This is a genomic window from Undibacterium sp. YM2 (assembly GCF_009937975.1).
Taxonomy (GTDB): Bacteria; Pseudomonadota; Gammaproteobacteria; order Burkholderiales; family Burkholderiaceae_D; genus Undibacterium.
The window spans coordinates 2,796,000-2,811,554 of record NZ_AP018441.1; the positions used below are offsets into that span (position 1 = coordinate 2,796,000).

Sequence of the window (15,555 nt, forward strand, 5' to 3'; positions counted from 1 at the left end):
TTGCTTATGTTCGGCTGTGTTTTGTTTTAGTACGTGTTACGGAGATTATTTTGAGTCAACATACTACCCCGACCAAATTGTTGCAACGCTTGATGGTTTGTGCGGCTTGCGTTTTCAGCGTTGCTCAAGCTCAGGCGCAAGATACCAAAATAGCGATATTTGACTCTCAGAGAGTGATGCGCGAATCCGTTCCGGCAAAAGCGGCTGAGGCTAAGCTGAAAGTTGAATTTCAAAAGCGCGGCGAAGAACTGGAAAACCTGGCAAAGAAATTGAAGGCGACGGCTGAGAAATATGAAAAAGATGCGCCTTTATTGTCAGAATCTGACCGTGTTGTCCGTCAGCGTGAAATTACTGAGCTCGATCAGGCTTTCAAGCGCAAACAACGTTCTTATAATGAGGATGTGAACCAGCGTCAGAATGAAGAAATTGCCTCATTGGTGGAACGCGCGCAAAAAGTGATCAAACAAATCGCAGAAGCCGAAAAAATTGATCTGGTCTTGCAAGATTCCGTGTATCACAGCGCCCGCATCGATATTACTGACAAAGTTCTAAAAGCACTCTCCAAATAATTCCTATGACCGCAAGCATTCGGCTGGGTGAATTGGTCGATCGCTTCGGTGGTCAATTGACTGGTTCACCTGATATTACTGTCACTGGCATTGCCCCTCTGGATGAGGCCAGTGAGCAGCATATTACCTTTCTGTCCAATCCTAAGTTCCGGCACAAGGCAGCGGCTACCCAGGCTGCTGCCTTGATTTTGACACAAACTGATTACGAACAAATTGGCAAAGACTATGCTGGTATTTGCCTTATTGTGCCGCAACCTTATGTGTATTTTGCCCGTGCGGCGCAGTACTTTGCGTCACTCAATGCAATACCGGCAACGGTCGGCGTGCATCCTGCGGCATGGGTCAGTCCCCACGCAATAGTCGCTGCCACCGCCAGCATTGGGGCTAATGCCAGTATTGATGCCGAGGCAGTGATTGGTGAGCACGTTGTCATCAAGCCAGGCGTCGTGATTGGCCGTGGCGTAGTGATCGGTGACCATAGTCTGATCCATGCAAATGTCAGCATTTATGACTACTGTGTTCTGGGTCAGCGCTGCATTATCCATTCTGGCGCAGTAATAGGCGCTGATGGTTTTGGCTTTGCCAATGAAAAAGGCCAATGGATCAAAATTCCGCAAACGGGCAGGGTGCTGATAGGTGATGATGTAGAAATCGGTGCAAACACCAGTATAGACCGTGGCGCTTTGGCTGACACCATCATAGAAGAGGGTGTCAAGCTGGATAACCAGATACAGATAGGCCATAACTGCCATATAGGCGCGCATACAGCAATGGCAGGTTGCGTGGGTGTGGCAGGTAGTGCCAAGATAGGCAAATATTGCACATTTGGTGGTGCGGCCATGGTGCTGGGGCACCTGACCATCGTCGATAATGTACATATTTCTTCTGCCAGCATGGTGTCGCGCTCCATACTGGAGCCGGGCCAATACACGGGCTTCTATCCATTGGCAAAAAATGCCGAATGGGAAAAAACTGCCGCCATCGTGCGCAATTTATCGGGCATGCGTGAAAAAATGCGCTATCTCGAAAAAACAATGAAAACACTGACTGAAAAAGATCATGAATAGCCTGGACATTAATCAAATCAAAGAATACCTGCCACACCGTTATCCGATGTTGCTGGTGGATCGCGTACTGAGCTGGGAAAATGGCAAGACCATTACCGCCATCAAAAATGTCACGGCGAATGAAGAATTTTTTAACGGGCATTTCCCGAATAAGCCCGTCATGCCCGGCGTACTGATGATAGAAGCGATGGCCCAGACTGCAGCCATCCTCTCATTCCTGACCATGGGGCAAAAGCCGGACGAGAATACTATTGTGTATTTCCTCGGCATTGATGGCGCGCGTTTCAAGCGTCCGGTTGAACCTGGTGACCAGTTGAAAATGGAAGTCGAAATCATCAAGGTTGCACGCGGCATCTGGAAATACAAGGCCAGGGCAACAGTCGATGGCCAATTGGCAGTAGAAGGCGAACTGATGTGCACCATGCGTACGAAAGATGAAGCCTAGGAGGGCATTATGCATATCCACCCGACCGCGCTGATAGACCCCAAAGCCCAACTGGATAGCTCCGTTGAGGTCGGTGCCTATTCGATTATCGGCCCCAATGTGACGATAGCTGAGGGTACCAAAATCGGCCCGCATGTTGTCATTGAAGGACATACGACAATAGGCCGTAACAATACTTTCTACCAATTTTCTTCCATAGGTGCTGCCCCGCAAGACAAGAAATATGCGGGTGAACCTACGCGCCTGGAAATTGGTGACAATAACGTCATTCGTGAATTTTGCACCTTCAATCTGGGCACGGTTCAGGACAACGGTGTCACCCGTCTGGGTAACGATAACTGGATCATGGCCTATGTGCATCTGGCACATGATTGCCAGGTAGGCAACAACGTCATATTCGCCAATAACGCCGCTTTGGCTGGTCATGTGCATGTCGGTGACTGGGTGATTTTGGGTGGTTTTACCAATGTCCATCAGTTCTGCAAGATAGGTGCACATGCCATGTGTGGTATGGGGACCTCCTTGTTGCAGGATGTACCTCCGTTCGTGATGTTGAATGGCAATCCGGCTGCTGCCCATGGCATTAATGTCGAAGGCCTGAAGCGCCGTGGTTTTAGCCGCGAACAGATTGCAGCGATACGCCAGTCTTATAAGCTGATCTATAAATCTGGCCTGACTCTGGAAGAGGCCAAGGCAGCGATAGATGAGCAGATTGCCGGGCTGGAAACTGATGTTGCTCTTCACGTGCAGTCCATGCGTCATTTTCTCGATGCTGCTACACGCGGCATCGTCCGTTAAGTTTCGTTGTGACAAATCAAGCTAATCGTCCCATTATTGCGATGGTTGCCGGAGAAACTTCCGGCGACATGCTGGCCAACCGCCTCCTGTCAGGTCTGCGTCCGGCCTTGCCTGATGCTCACATGCACGGCATAGGTGGTCCGCGAATGGCTGAGCACGGTTTCATTAATGACTGGCCGATGGAAAAACTGTCTGTGCGTGGGCTGTTTGAAGTGCTGGCGCATTACCGTGAAATCAGTGGCATACGCAAGCAATTGCGTGAACAGTTATTGCTTGAAAAACCGGATGTCTTCATCGGTGTGGATGCGCCAGACTTCAATCTGGATCTGGAAATCCAGTTAAAGCGGGCTGGCATTCCCACCATGCACTACATCAGCCCCTCAATCTGGGCCTGGCGTGGTGGCCGCATCAAAAAGATAGCGGAAGCAGTTTCCCACATGCTGGTGGTGTTCCCGTTTGAAGAAGAGATATACCGCAATGCGGGCATACCTGTGACTTATGTTGGTCACCCGCTGGCGCAGGTCATTCCCATGGAAACGGACATGGCCGCCGCCAGGGACGAGCTGGGTCTGGACAAGAACGCCAGAGTCGTTACGATCTTGCCGGGCAGCCGCATGTCCGAGATCAAATACAATACCGAAGCTTTTATCCAGACAGCTAAAATACTATGCCAGCGTGATCCACATCTGCAGATTGTGGTGCCCATGGCTGGTGACAAGCAACGCAGTTATTACATCAAGCTGGTGGTTGAAGCCAAGCTCGATAATGTACCCGTGTTGCTGATAGATGGCCGCTCCCATACGGCCATTGCAGCGGCGGATGCGGTACTGGTTGCCTCAGGCACTGCATCACTGGAAGTAGCGTTATTTAAAAAGCCCATGGTGATTGCCTACAAGATGATGGAAGCTTCATGGCAGATTTTGCGACACATGGGTTACCAGCCCTGGATAGGTTTGCCGAATATACTTGCGCGTGAATTCCTGGTCCCAGAATTTTTGCAGTCAGCAGCCAGGCCAGATGCGATGGCTGATGCTCTGTGGCAGCAGTTAAGTGACGAAACCTTGCAGGAACGCCTGAAACAGCGCTTCATCGACATGCATCATTCTCTTTTGCGTGACACTGCCAACGTCTCGGCGCGAGCCGTATTACAATTGATTTCAGCAAAATGAGGCTTAGTCCTCCATTTATTGACTGATCATTGCATCAAATTTCCTTTAGAGTAGCAAGCATGTACATTGATTCCCATTGCCATATTAATTTCCCTGAACTTGCCGTGCGCATGCCGGAAATACTGAGCAAGATGCAGGAAAATAGTGTGACACATGCACTATGCGTTTCTGTTGATTTGCCTGATTTTCCCCAGGTGCTGGCACTTGCAGAGCAGTATCCTCATATCTACGCATCCGTAGGTGTGCATCCTGATTATGAAGAAACAGAAGAACCAACGGCAGAGCAATTGGTTAAGCTGGCGGATCACGACAAAATTATTGCCATCGGTGAAACCGGTCTCGATTACTTTCGCCTCAAGGGCGACCTGGAGTGGCAGCGCGAGCGTTTCAGGCAACATATCCGCGCCTCACGCATCTGCCGCAAGCCACTTATCATTCATACCCGCGCTGCAGCTGAAGACACCATACGCATTATGAAAGAAGAGGGGCAGGCACGGCGCAGGGGGGCGTGGCCGGTGTCATGCACTGTTTCACCGAATCTCTGGAAGTGGCGCAAGCTGCAGTGGACCTTGGCTTTTATATTTCATTCTCAGGCATACTGACTTTCAAAAGTGCCAAAGATTTGCAGGCTGTTGCCAAAGCCTTGCCGCTCGATCGTATTTTGATAGAAACTGATTCACCCTACCTGGCACCAGCCCCGCATCGTGGCAAGATGAATGAACCCGGTTTTGTGCGCCATGTCGGTGAATTTCTGGCAGATTTGAAAGGCATATCTGTCAAAGAAGTGCAGGAAACCACTACCAGAAATTTCTTTCAATTGTTTCAATTCGCTCAATGAGGTCTGGCATGCAAACAAGCTTGCAAAGAAGTGTTTATTGGCGTTGCCTTGCTTGTTTTTTGTTGTGGCTAATTTCCTCCTGCGCTTTTGCTGACGACCGCGAGGATTTGATATTTGCTGTGCGTTTTGACCAGGTAGATAGGGTTAAGGAACTATTAGGACGAGGTGTAAGTATAGATATTACTGAACCCATTCGCGGTGAAACCCTGCTGATGATCGCCTTGCGGGAAGATTCAAAAAAAGTCTTCCAGGCCTTGCTCAATCATAAAGATATCAAGCTTGAAGCCAGGGCCAGCAATGGCGATACTATCCTGATGCTGGCCAGCTACCTGGGTAATTTTCCTTTCGTTAAAGCCCTGGTTGCGCATGATGCCGAGATTAATCAGGTGGGCTGGTGTGCCTTGCACTATGCCGCTGCTGGCGGCAATAAGGAGATCGTTGCCTTATTGCTGGAAAAATCGGCCTACATAGACGCCGAATCCCCCAACAAAACCACCCCGTTGATGATGGCTGCCCGTTCAGGTAAGCACCTTATTGTCAATCTTTTGCTGGAAGAGGGAGCAGACCCATTTCTCAAGAATGATCTGGGCCTAACCGCTCTTGATTTTGCAATTGAAGTAGAGCAGAGAGAAATTGCCGCTGTCTTGAAAGAACGCATGCAAGCTACAAAAAAATAAGCTTTTTGCGCTGCAACATCTTGCTTGCGAAACAAAGTCTATGTTAAAGTTCGCGCATCTCATTTTCGGAGCACATCTGTGGACAGTTATAGTTGTAGATATTCACTCAACTTGGCAATGTAAGCACAGATTTTCTCTTGCTACCTTGCCATTTGGCGGGTAGTAGTCTTTTGCAGCAAACACGCTGCTCCCTACTTTTACCCCTATCTTAAATTTCGCGTGGCGCTGGCTATTAACCAGTATGCATGTGCGTAGCTGCGCGTTTCATCTTTGTCCAGACTTTGTGTTTGTGACAGGAGGTATGGTATGTCTCATTTTTTCTTTTGCGTTTTGCATGAGTTGAGGAGCATTCATGTTTGAATTGTTCCGTTTCCAGGCACGTGATGTCGTCACCGAAAGTAAAGGGCCAAATCGCTGGGATTGGGCTTTGCTTCCTCTGGTATTGGCTGTATTGGGAATTTTTGCATTTGCGGCCATGCAGATGAGCCGTCCTTTTGCCGTAGGCGAGGCTTTGCAGATCAGTCTTGATCCTGCCTATCTGCCTTACTATTTATTGCGCACGATTTTGCGCATGTTCACGGCACTGGCTTTTTCCCTGGTTTTCAGCCTGATATTTGCAGCCATCGCAGCCAAATATGCGGCAGCTGAAAAAGTCATGATACCGGCGCTGGACATCCTGCAATCTGTACCTATTCTTGGTTTTCAGGCGATTGCGATTGCCCCTTTTATTGCCTTGTTTCCTGGTAATTTGCTGGGTGTGGAGTGCGCCGCCATTTTTGCGATTTTCACTTCCCAGGCATGGAATATGGCATTCAGCCTGTATCAATCGATACGCAATGTGCCACCTGAATTGAAAGAAGCGGCGCAGATATTCAGGCTGTCTGGTTGGCAGCGTTTCTGGCGCCTGGAATTGCCATTTGCCATGCCAGGTTTGCTCTGGAATATGATGATGTCCATGTCCGGCGGCTGGTTTTTCCTGGTGGCGGCAGAGGCAATTTCTGTGGCTGGGCAAGATATTAAATTACCAGGTATAGGCTCCTATATTGCGGTAGCGATTGAAGCGAGGGATGGCATGGCGATCACCTGGGCAATTGCTGCCATGCTGATCGGTATTTTGCTGTACGACCAATTATTTTTCCGCCCTCTGCTGGCCTGGGCCGACAAGTTCCGCTTTGAAGAATCTCAGGGTGAAACGGCACAACAATCCTGGTTGCTGGACTGGATGCGTAGCAGCCGTTTGTTTCGTGCCTGGATTGCCAGGTTCTGGCTCTTCCTCGGCCGCGGTTTGTCTTGGTTTAGTGTGCAGGGTGATGGCACTGCCGTACAAGTAAAGCCACGCTTCAGTCATCCTGTTTGGCCAAAAATCTGGGATGCGACCTTGCTGCTGGCTTCTGTTTTTGCCATGTACAGTCTTCTGATTTTCATACACAGTGTAGTCGGCTGGGCTGAAGTAGCACATGTACTGGGTCTGGGTCTGGTAACACTGCTACGTGTCATGTTGCTGATTGCACTGGCTTCATTGTTCTGGGTGCCGGTTGCTGTCTGGATAGGTTTGCGTCCACAGTATTCGCAAAAGGTACAGGCGATGGCGCAGTTTCTGGCTGCTTTCCCTGTCAATCTGATGTTCCCCCTGGTGGTGTTTGCCATGGTGACCTTCAAACTGACACCGAATATCTGGCTTAGCCCATTGATGGTGTTTGGTACGCAGTGGTACATCCTGTTCAATGTCGTGGCTGGCGCTGCCACCATCCCCAATGAATTGCGGCTGGCGGCAGACAACCTGGGTTTGAAAGGCTGGCTCAAATGGAAGCGGGTGTATTTGCCTGCTGTTTTCCCCAGCTATATCACTGGTGCAATTACTGCCAGCGGCGGCTCCTGGAATGCCAGTATTGTGGCTGAGTATGTCACCTGGGGCAAAACCACACTGGTGGCCGATGGTCTGGGGAGCTATATCAAGCAAATGACAGAAACCGGTGACTTTCACCGTATTGCTTTGGGGATAGGCGTGATGTGCGTATTCGTCATGCTGCTGAACCGCTTTTTCTGGCGCAAATTGTATTTGCTGGCAGAAGACCATCTGCGTTGAGCCAGTGAGCTTACGCCTGGATTATTCATCAAGGAGTTCAAGATGACACAAAATTTATTGCTCGATCTGAATCAGGTAGCCAAATCCTTTAAGGCAGCAGATGGTAAATCGCGCCTGATACTGGACAAGGTTGATTTTCAACTCAAAGATGGCGAAATCGTCGCCTTGCTCGGTAAATCTGGTTCCGGTAAATCTACTTTACTGCGCATCATGGCTGGTTTGATACCAGCAGATGCAGGCAAAGTGGCTTATCGCGACAAGGCAATTGGTGGGCCGGTGGCAGGCATAGCCATGGTATTCCAGTCCTTTGCCTTATTCCCGTGGCTGACTGTGCAACAGAATGTGGAACTGGGTCTCGAAGCCCAGGGTGTGCCAGCGGCAGAGCGTGAACAAAGGGCTGACGCGGTTCTCGAATTGATAGGCCTGGCCGGTTTTGGTGGTGCCTTGCCGCGTGAACTTTCTGGCGGCATGAAACAACGTGTGGGTATAGCTAGGGCACTGGTTACCAATCCTGACGTGCTGCTTATGGATGAAGCTTTTTCTGCTCTGGATGTGTTGACAGGTGAAACCCTGCGTAACGACATGCTGGAATTGTGGGAAGAAGACCGTATATCGACCAAGGGCATTTTGATCGTTTCTCACAATATTGAAGAAGCCGTCATGATGGCAGACCGCATCATTATTCTGTCCAGCGACCCCGGTTCAGTAAGATGTGAAATCAAGATAGACCTGCCCAGGCCGCGTGATGTGGATTCGCTGGAAGTCCGCGCCTTGATTGATGAAGTATATGGTTTGATGACTATGCGCGCGACGCATGAGGCTGCGGCAGATACGCCCAATACGCGCCACTTGGGTTATCGCTTGCCTGAGACTGATGTCAGCCGCATCGAAGGTATTCTCGATTTGCTGGCAGACGCCCCATTCAATGGCCGTGCAGACTTGCCGCAACTGGCAGAAGAGGCGGAATTGTCGGATGAAGAATTATTCCCGACCTATGAAGCTCTGAGCCTGCTGGGCTTTGCCGTGCTGGAAAAAGGCGACATCATGCTGACGCCACTGGGTAAAAAGTATGTGGAAGTCGAGCAAGCCCATAAACAGGAATTGTTTGGTCAGCAATTGCTGACTCATGTTCCATTGGCAGCGCACATACGCCGCAATCTGGAATCAGATGCAAGTGGCAGTCTGTCAGAGCAACCGCTGATAGATTTGCTGGAAGAGTTTTTGAAGGCCGACGAAGCAAAGCGCGTACTCGAAGTCGCCATCGAATGGGGTCGTTATGGAGAAGTCTATGAGTATGATTATCATACTGGCCGTCTGACTTTGCCTGATGATAATCAGGAGTAAAAGTAGCAGGCACTGTCAATTTGCAGGGCATAGGACTCAACAAAAGTTTCTGCTGCCCACTTCCAATTGACCCAGAAGATGTGACATATCCACCAGGCGTTTGGCAACCAGATGCCTGACTTCGGCTTCACATTGCCAGATACCATATACACCGAGCAGCGGCGCACTCAAGACTTCACTGCGCTGCTTTTCCAGCACATTTGGCCAAATAATCACATTTACGGGGCCGGTCTCATCTTCTATGGTGATGAAGATGACACCTTTGGCTGTCTGCGGTCTTTGTCTTACCGTAACCAGGCCACAGCCGCGGGCAAATTGCCCTTGCTGAAAGGTGTTCAGCATTTCTGCTGGCAAGAAGCGTTTGGCCAGTAATTGTGGCCGTAACAAAGCAACTGGATGGCGCTGCAGACTGAAGCCGGTCGCGTGATAGTCACTATAAATCTCCTGTGCCTCTGAAGGGGCTTTCAGTTGCGGCACTTGTTCCTGTATGCTGGTGACGCGTAATAAGTCCTTATCCGGCATTGCACCTACTGCCTGCCACAATGCCTGCCTTCTATGCCCAGCCAGACCAGACAAGGCATTACCTGCAGCCAGCACATGTAAATCGTGCTGGCTTAATTGAGCACGTTTTGCCAGATCTTGCACATCAACAAATGCCTGTTGCTGACGCGCCTGCATGATACGCGAGGCAGCGTCCTCGGACATGCCATACAGCAAAGAGAAGCCCATGCGAACGACAGGCTGCATGGTGCCGGTAAATTTATTATGCAGCGTCTCTGTCTCAAGCGAAGAATCCCAGTCACTGCAAGTCACATCGATGGCCCTGACTTGCACATCATGGCGACGGGCATCCTGTATCAATTGCGAAGGCGAATAAAACCCCAAGGGCTGAGAATTCAATAGCGAACACAAAAACACCGCAGGTTCATGACGCTTGATCCAGCTACTGAAATACGCAAGGATGGCAAAGCTGGCTGAATGGCTTTCAGGGAAACCATAATCACCAAAACCCTTCATTTGTTCGTAGATACCTTGAGCAAAATCACGCTCATAGCCATTCTTGACCATGGTTTCCACTATTCTGGCTTCATAGGCTTCCAGTCCTCCCTTGCGTTTCCAGGCAGCCATTGCGCGGCGCAATCCATCTGCTTCCCCTGGTGTAAAGTCAGCCGCATGCATGGCGATCTGCATGACTTGTTCCTGGAAAATGGGTATTCCCAAAGTGCGTTCCAGCGCCGCCCTCATACCCGGATTTTTATGAATTTCTACAGGCTGCTTGCCCTGACGCCTCTGCAAATAAGGGTGGACCATGCCACCCTGTATAGGGCCGGGCCGGACAATGGCGATCTGTATCACCAGGTCATAGAATTTTCTGGGCCTCAGGCGCGGCAGCATACTCATCTGCGCCCGCGATTCTATTTGAAACACTCCTATGGTATCTGCCTTGCAGATCATGTCATAGGTCAGCGTATCTTCGCGTGGCACATCCTGCATGCACTTAGGTTTGCCTGGCAAGCTAGCCATCAAATCAAAAGCCCGCCGCAATGCCGACAGCATGCCAAGAGCCAGCACATCAACCTTGAGCAAGCCCAGAGATTCAAGGTCATCCTTATCCCATTGAATCACATTACGCTTTTCCATCGCTGCATTTTCTATAGGCACCAGCCTGGATAATTTGCCGCGTGCGATAACAAAGCCGCCACTGTGCTGCGATAAATGACGCGGGAAACGTAGTAATTTTCTTGTCAGCGAAGCCCATTGCTGGGCAACAGGAGAACTGGTATCCAGCCCGCATTCAGCAAAGCGTTTAAATAACTCATGTTTGCTATCAAACCAGCGATGCGATTTTGCCACCGCATCGACGATCGCCAAATCTATACCCAGGGCTTTTCCAACATCGCGCAAGGCACCGCGTGGGTGGTAAGTGTGCACAGCAGCAGCTATGGCAGCGCGGTCACGTCCATATTTATCATAAATATACTGCATGACTTCTTCCCGACGCTGATGCTCAAAATCGACATCGATGTCTGGAGGCTCCCCCCTTTCCTTGGACAGGAAACGTTCAAACAACAGGGTATGTGTCTCTGGGTTGACTTCTGTGATATGCAGGCAATAGCAGACCACGCTGTTGGCTGCCGAGCCGCGTCCCTGACAAAGTATTTTTTCATTCCTTGCGAAATTAACGATATCAAATACCGTCAAAAAATATGGCTCATAAGCCAGATCATTAATCAGTGCCAGTTCATGCTCTATTTTATGTTTTACCGACGATGGCAAACCTTTTGGATAGCGTAGATCGGCTCCTTTATAGACTTGCAGCTTTAAATAACTGGCAGGCGTATAGCCTTTAGGCACCAGTTCGTGCGGGTATTCGTAGCGTAATTCATTCAATGAAAAACTGCACAGGTCTGCAATCCTCACTGTTTCGGCCAGAGTATGTCGTGGATAGATCGTTGCCAGCCGCAAGCGTGAACGCAGGTGCTGTTCTGCATTCATCGCCAGCGTGTAACCACATTCAGTGATGGGCTGGCATAAGCGTATGGCCGTCATCGTGTCTTGCAAGGGCTTACGAGAACGGACATGCATGGTGACCTGTCCAATGGCAACAACGGGTAATTGCACGGCTTCAGCCACAGCCTCAACTTGCTGTTTTTGATATTCATCTGCAATTTGCACCAATAAATTCAAGCCTACCCAGGTACGGCCAGGAAAGTTTTTCTTTAACCATTTGGCCTGTTTCAGTAGTGCATCGCTTTCTGCAGGGTAGGCTGGTACCAGTATCAGCAGGCAATCTGGCAAGCCAGACAAATGCTCCAAACCCGGCGGTGGCGTGACGAAATCCTTGGGCGTCAATAAGTAACTACCCTTGGTCGCCCTGCATCTGCCAAGAGTGATCATTTCAGATAAGTTGCCATAGCCCTCACGGTTTTGTGCAAGGGCAATCAGGTGCACATTATTTTCAGGAGTCTCTGTATCTTCCAGTCTAAAGTGAGCCCCAATGATGAGGTGTAAATCGGTATTTTTTGCTGCTGCATACGCTCTTGCCACGCCAGCCAGTGAACATTCATCGGTAATGGCCAGGGCGCGATAATTCAGTTTAATCGCACGCTCCACCAGTTCTTCTGAATGTGATGCCCCATGCAGGAAGCTGAAATTGCTAATGCAAAATAATTCGGCATATTCGGGCAAGAAGGTACTCATGCTGATTTATCCCAAAAATGCTATCCAAAAACACCGTGTAAAAACCAGACAGGTTCTTCACTGTCAGGATCATTGGCACGCTCGCGATAAATCCAGTAACGCACATGGCGCTTATCAACAGCAATGTAATAATCCCGGGTTTGTATCTGCTCATGCCACCATCCGGCTTCTATGCGTTCAGCCGGAGAAACAAGTTGGAGTTCTGAGCCGTAATAAGGACGATGCTCGTGAATGTCCAGCGCCAACGGCTGCGGCAATAACCAGTTAGGGCGCAAGGCATAGCCGGCCAAAGCGGATGCCGGGCAGGGCGACGGAGCTTTCTTGATGACAGAAATCCAGTGATTGGCAATATCAGCCCTATGGTCTGCCTGTGGTGCTGGCTGCAAGACATTCTCTTCGCCCAGACGGGCGACCAGGAGTTCAAGCAAGCGCTTGTGTTCATTTGCCTGCCCGCCGGGTTCGGGGAACAAGGTATAGCTTTGTGCTTCGCGCAAGATGGTCTGTTTTACTTCCAGCAGCATGCCGATGACGGCACTATGCAGCTTGAGCTGGCTGAATTTTTCTTTAAACAAACTTAGCAGATGCGACTCTTGCCAGCATGCTTGTGCCAGTTGCAGATCAAACATGGTTGGTGGAATGGCCTGGCGACCACGTTCATGCAATAACTCCATGTGTATATGCGTAACCGCCAGTTGCTGCGCAGCCAGCCATCCCAATAATTGGGCTAGCAGGCTACGGGCAAAGATGAGCAGGGACTCTGCCTGCTCTATGCGGTCTGGTAATTCCATTTTGACTTTGAATTCTGGCGCTGCCAGATACCATTCGTGTACTTCTGCCTGCTCACCATAGGCTTGATCCAGCTCTATGAGTAAAGCTTTACCACAACGTCTCTGCAGGCCAGGGCGTGGTAATTGACGTAAATCTCTGAGGTTATAACAGGCTATGCCTTGCAGTAATTCAGTCAAAGGTTCAGCTGCGGTGAGTAATTTGACCGGTAGCCTGTCCAGGCGCTGGCTCAATCTTTGCAGTTTAAAGACATGCTGCCCTCTGGGGAGTTTGCGCGATGCCTGCTTGGCAAATAGCCAGGCAGCCCTGGCAACGGGAGCAATGCCTGTCGTTGCTGTATAACCCAGAATGCGCATGCTTTCCTGCACGCGTTTACGTAAAGCGCGTATGCCACCAAACAAACTCAAGCTGGCACTGATATCAACCAGTATGCAATCGTCTTCTGCCAGGCAGACTTGTGGTGAGTATTGCAGCAATGCAGTTGCTGTCGCCTGTAATGCCAGCTTCTCTTTATTGTGATCGCGCTGATAATAATCTGCATCAGCAGACAGCATCTGCACACCCCCTGCGCGCATGCCCAGACGTACGCCTGCCTGATCGGCTGATGCAGACATGGATGTCACCCGGCCTTGATGGAGTATCACACTGACTTGCGTCTCTTGCTGAGCAAACAAGGGAGTGACGAACACCTCAAGCTGGAGTAAAGGCAGGTGAACGGCTATCCACAATGGTGGGCAAGTTGCCATAGTTTGTCGCAAGTTTTTCTTTGCCTGGATGAGCATAGGCATACAAATAAGGATGATCGGGTACATGCAATGTCAGCGGCGCATCACGCTGGCTGCCACGGCGTTTGAGTATGCCCAGCTCCAGGCCATATTGACTGGTTTGCACACTCAATCGCAAGGGGGCAGGAGAGGCCTGCTGTGCCGCCCGCATGTCACGCATCAAAAAAAATAAAGTCTCCGAGCTTTGTGCTGCCAGATGCAAACGACGCAAAGCTTCACTACGGATGCTGGATGTCCAGAACAACAGCGCGCCACAACTGCTATTGCGCAACACCTGCTCAGCCGCCCACAAGGCATCGACATGCTTCTGGCAGCGTATCCATATCAATTGCGATGCCTGCAAGCCAGTGCATGAAAAAGCCAATGCCTGCGGTACATAAGGTGGCGTCAACAAAACAATGGGACGCCCATCAAGTTGGTTTAAGGCGGGTTTGAGCAAGCTGAGTTCGGCAGTGCCAACCTGTGGCAGCAAAATTTCGGTTAATTGCCCCTGTGGCCAGCCATTGCCAGGTAGCTCATTATTGAGTTCTGCATAACCACTGGGCAAATAGCCGCCCTGACCACGCGCCAGTTGCGATGCACGCCACAGTGCGGGGTGTATGCGTTCAGGAAGAAGTGAGGAAACGTGGGCCATATTACATATACTGATTAAATATACAGTATATGTAATATGGTGAAAGACTTCAAAGTTTATTTTATGTGTCAGTACTATGAGACGGGAGCAAGAAATCACAGGTAGACGAGAAAACCACAGTTTACAATATACTGATTGCGCATACAGTAGTTTGTGTTAAAGTTCGACCTATGGATGAACGCATGGCTGTTTTGATGAAGTTCCTCTATCACATACCAACCGATATGGAGATTGAAATTATGGCAAACCTCGAACAGTCCTTTGATACGCGTTTCAGCCTGCAATTTGCACCAACATCATTTTTGATGCGCCTTGGTCGTCGCGAAATATTTGTCTGCCGCGACTTCAGGCAGCGTACTTACTATGTTAATCCGATACTGGATTGCAGTACAGGCATACAAGCCGGACATCTGGAAGTACTGGTACTACGTAAGTGGTTGATTATTTTGTCTAAAGCCAACTGGTAAGTTCAGGCTATGGTGTTTAATCAGGCGACCAATTTATCCTTTAGCAGAATGAGCAAACTTCTACCGCAACAAAACCCAGATATGTGCTGTAGAGTTTGCTCCCATCAGGATAAGTTTTCTGCCGATCTGGATATCCAGATCTAAGCCCGCAAGAAAGGACCAGTGCCTGGCCAGGCTTGATCTGTAATAGGCGGAGCCAGTGCCTCATCACATCCCTGGCTCACACTCCACGCCAGATAACGGCTGCAGCGCTGAGTGTCTTCCAATGTGTGAATGTAGGTAATTTTGCCCCAACGCATACGCATGAATTGCATCACAACATTCTTGTAGGGGCCATCTGGCTGGTGTGGCACGATAAAATCCAGTACAGCATGGATGCGGGTATCCCACGGTGGCCCGATGACAGCAACTTCTTTTACTTCAAAGTGCAGTCCTGGAAACAGACGATATAAGCGCTCCCACCATAAAGCCATGGATGCGCGTGAATTACGCAATCCAGAAATAGGAGAATCTCCTTCAAAGCGATAAGTGAAATCAGCAGCGAGGCTATCCAGCATCAGGCCGACATCGCCTGCGTTGATGGCGGCAAAGGTCTTACGAAGTTTGTTTTCAACGATATAAGCATACATGGCGAACTTTCACTGGCATAATGCAAGTAATATAAACAGTTAACTTGCATCAAGCAAGCC

The 15,555-nt window shown here is 49.8% G+C and carries 13 protein-coding genes and 1 pseudogene; 10 read left to right on the plus strand and 4 right to left on the minus strand.

Annotated features, from left to right (window positions below):
- Window positions 1-176 precede the first annotated feature (176 nt).
- The 9 genes and pseudogenes from UNDYM_RS12710 to UNDYM_RS12750 all read left to right on the plus strand — a co-directional run bounded on the left by UNDYM_RS12710 (window position 177) and on the right by UNDYM_RS12750 (window position 8,993).
- A complete protein-coding gene (locus UNDYM_RS12710; RefSeq protein WP_370529469.1) occupies window positions 177-569 on the plus strand; it encodes an OmpH family outer membrane protein in 393 nt (130 codons plus the stop codon).
- 5 nt (window positions 570-574) lie between these two features.
- Window positions 575-1,636, plus strand: coding sequence for a UDP-3-O-(3-hydroxymyristoyl)glucosamine N-acyltransferase (lpxD, locus tag UNDYM_RS12715; protein WP_162041360.1), 1,062 nt, complete (start codon window positions 575-577; stop codon window positions 1,634-1,636).
- Window positions 1,629-2,081 carry a 3-hydroxyacyl-ACP dehydratase FabZ gene (gene fabZ / locus UNDYM_RS12720; RefSeq protein WP_162041362.1) on the plus strand — a complete coding sequence of 151 codons (453 nt, stop codon included), beginning with the start codon at window positions 1,629-1,631 and terminating at the stop codon, window positions 2,079-2,081. Before lpxD ends, fabZ begins: the two co-directional genes overlap by 8 nt.
- Window positions 2,082-2,090: 9 nt before the next feature.
- On the plus strand, window positions 2,091-2,879 hold the full coding sequence (gene lpxA / locus UNDYM_RS12725; protein ID WP_370529470.1) for an acyl-ACP--UDP-N-acetylglucosamine O-acyltransferase: 789 nt from the start codon (window positions 2,091-2,093) through the stop codon (window positions 2,877-2,879).
- An 8-nt stretch (window positions 2,880-2,887) separates the two neighbouring features.
- Window positions 2,888-4,048 carry a lipid-A-disaccharide synthase gene (gene lpxB, locus UNDYM_RS12730; protein WP_255456542.1) on the plus strand — a complete coding sequence of 387 codons (1,161 nt, stop codon included), beginning with the start codon at window positions 2,888-2,890 and terminating at the stop codon, window positions 4,046-4,048.
- A gap of 59 nt (window positions 4,049-4,107) precedes the next feature.
- Window positions 4,108-4,886: pseudogene (locus tag UNDYM_RS12735) on the plus strand (TatD family hydrolase).
- Window positions 4,887-4,894: 8 nt separating this feature from the next.
- Entirely contained in the window at window positions 4,895-5,563 is a 669-nt protein-coding gene (locus UNDYM_RS12740) for an ankyrin repeat domain-containing protein (RefSeq protein WP_162041363.1), read from the plus strand.
- A gap of 352 nt (window positions 5,564-5,915) precedes the next feature.
- Complete coding sequence (locus UNDYM_RS12745; protein ID WP_162041365.1) at window positions 5,916-7,649, plus strand: ABC transporter permease subunit; 1,734 nt, start codon at window positions 5,916-5,918, stop codon at window positions 7,647-7,649.
- Window positions 7,650-7,691: 42 nt separating this feature from the next.
- Entirely contained in the window at window positions 7,692-8,993 is a 1,302-nt protein-coding gene (locus UNDYM_RS12750) for an AAA-associated domain-containing protein (protein ID WP_162041366.1), read from the plus strand.
- Between the two features lie 36 nt (window positions 8,994-9,029).
- Here UNDYM_RS12750 and UNDYM_RS12755 read toward each other — a convergent pair whose 3' ends face one another.
- The 3 genes from UNDYM_RS12755 to imuA are packed head-to-tail and all read right to left on the minus strand — an operon-like array spanning window position 9,030 to window position 14,399.
- Entirely contained in the window at window positions 9,030-12,194 is a 3,165-nt protein-coding gene (locus UNDYM_RS12755) for an error-prone DNA polymerase (protein WP_162041368.1), read from the minus strand.
- Window positions 12,195-12,214: 20 nt separating this feature from the next.
- Entirely contained in the window at window positions 12,215-13,726 is a 1,512-nt protein-coding gene (locus UNDYM_RS12760; RefSeq protein WP_162041369.1) for a DNA polymerase Y family protein, read from the minus strand.
- Window positions 13,671-14,399 (minus strand): translesion DNA synthesis-associated protein ImuA, encoded by a 729-nt coding sequence (gene imuA, locus UNDYM_RS12765; RefSeq protein WP_162041370.1) that lies wholly within the window; start codon window positions 14,397-14,399, stop codon window positions 13,671-13,673. Before imuA ends, UNDYM_RS12760 begins: the two co-directional genes overlap by 56 nt.
- Window positions 14,400-14,569: 170 nt before the next feature.
- Between imuA and UNDYM_RS12770 the strand changes: the two genes are divergently transcribed.
- The gene (locus tag UNDYM_RS12770; RefSeq protein ID WP_370529471.1) at window positions 14,570-14,866 is read left to right on the plus strand and encodes a hypothetical protein; all 297 of its coding nucleotides are present in this window, start codon (window positions 14,570-14,572) and stop codon (window positions 14,864-14,866) included.
- A gap of 140 nt (window positions 14,867-15,006) precedes the next feature.
- Here UNDYM_RS12770 and UNDYM_RS12775 read toward each other — a convergent pair whose 3' ends face one another.
- The gene (locus UNDYM_RS12775; protein WP_162041372.1) at window positions 15,007-15,495 is read right to left on the minus strand and encodes a nuclear transport factor 2 family protein; all 489 of its coding nucleotides are present in this window, start codon (window positions 15,493-15,495) and stop codon (window positions 15,007-15,009) included.
- Between the last annotated feature and the right edge of the window lie 60 nt (window positions 15,496-15,555).

Excerpts from the sequence above, each read along its gene's own strand:
- UNDYM_RS12710 (WP_370529469.1), top strand. The coding sequence starts at position 177 with ATGCGCGAATCCGTTCCGGCAAAAGCGGCTGAGGCTAAGCTGAAAGTT.
- lpxD (WP_162041360.1), top strand. The coding sequence starts at position 575 with ATGACCGCAAGCATTCGGCTGGGTGAATTGGTCGATCGCTTCGGTGGT.
- fabZ (WP_162041362.1), top strand. The coding sequence starts at position 1,629 with ATGAATAGCCTGGACATTAATCAAATCAAAGAATACCTGCCACACCGT.
- lpxA (WP_370529470.1), top strand. The coding sequence starts at position 2,091 with ATGCATATCCACCCGACCGCGCTGATAGACCCCAAAGCCCAACTGGAT.
- UNDYM_RS12740 (WP_162041363.1), top strand. The coding sequence starts at position 4,895 with ATGCAAACAAGCTTGCAAAGAAGTGTTTATTGGCGTTGCCTTGCTTGT.
- UNDYM_RS12745 (WP_162041365.1), top strand. The coding sequence starts at position 5,916 with ATGTTTGAATTGTTCCGTTTCCAGGCACGTGATGTCGTCACCGAAAGT.
- UNDYM_RS12750 (WP_162041366.1), top strand. The coding sequence starts at position 7,692 with ATGACACAAAATTTATTGCTCGATCTGAATCAGGTAGCCAAATCCTTT.
- UNDYM_RS12755 (WP_162041368.1), bottom strand. The coding sequence starts at position 12,194 with ATGAGTACCTTCTTGCCCGAATATGCCGAATTATTTTGCATTAGCAAT.
- UNDYM_RS12760 (WP_162041369.1), bottom strand. The coding sequence starts at position 13,726 with ATGGCAACTTGCCCACCATTGTGGATAGCCGTTCACCTGCCTTTACTC.
- imuA (WP_162041370.1), bottom strand. The coding sequence starts at position 14,399 with ATGGCCCACGTTTCCTCACTTCTTCCTGAACGCATACACCCCGCACTG.
- UNDYM_RS12770 (WP_370529471.1), top strand. The coding sequence starts at position 14,570 with ATGGATGAACGCATGGCTGTTTTGATGAAGTTCCTCTATCACATACCA.
- UNDYM_RS12775 (WP_162041372.1), bottom strand. The coding sequence starts at position 15,495 with ATGTATGCTTATATCGTTGAAAACAAACTTCGTAAGACCTTTGCCGCC.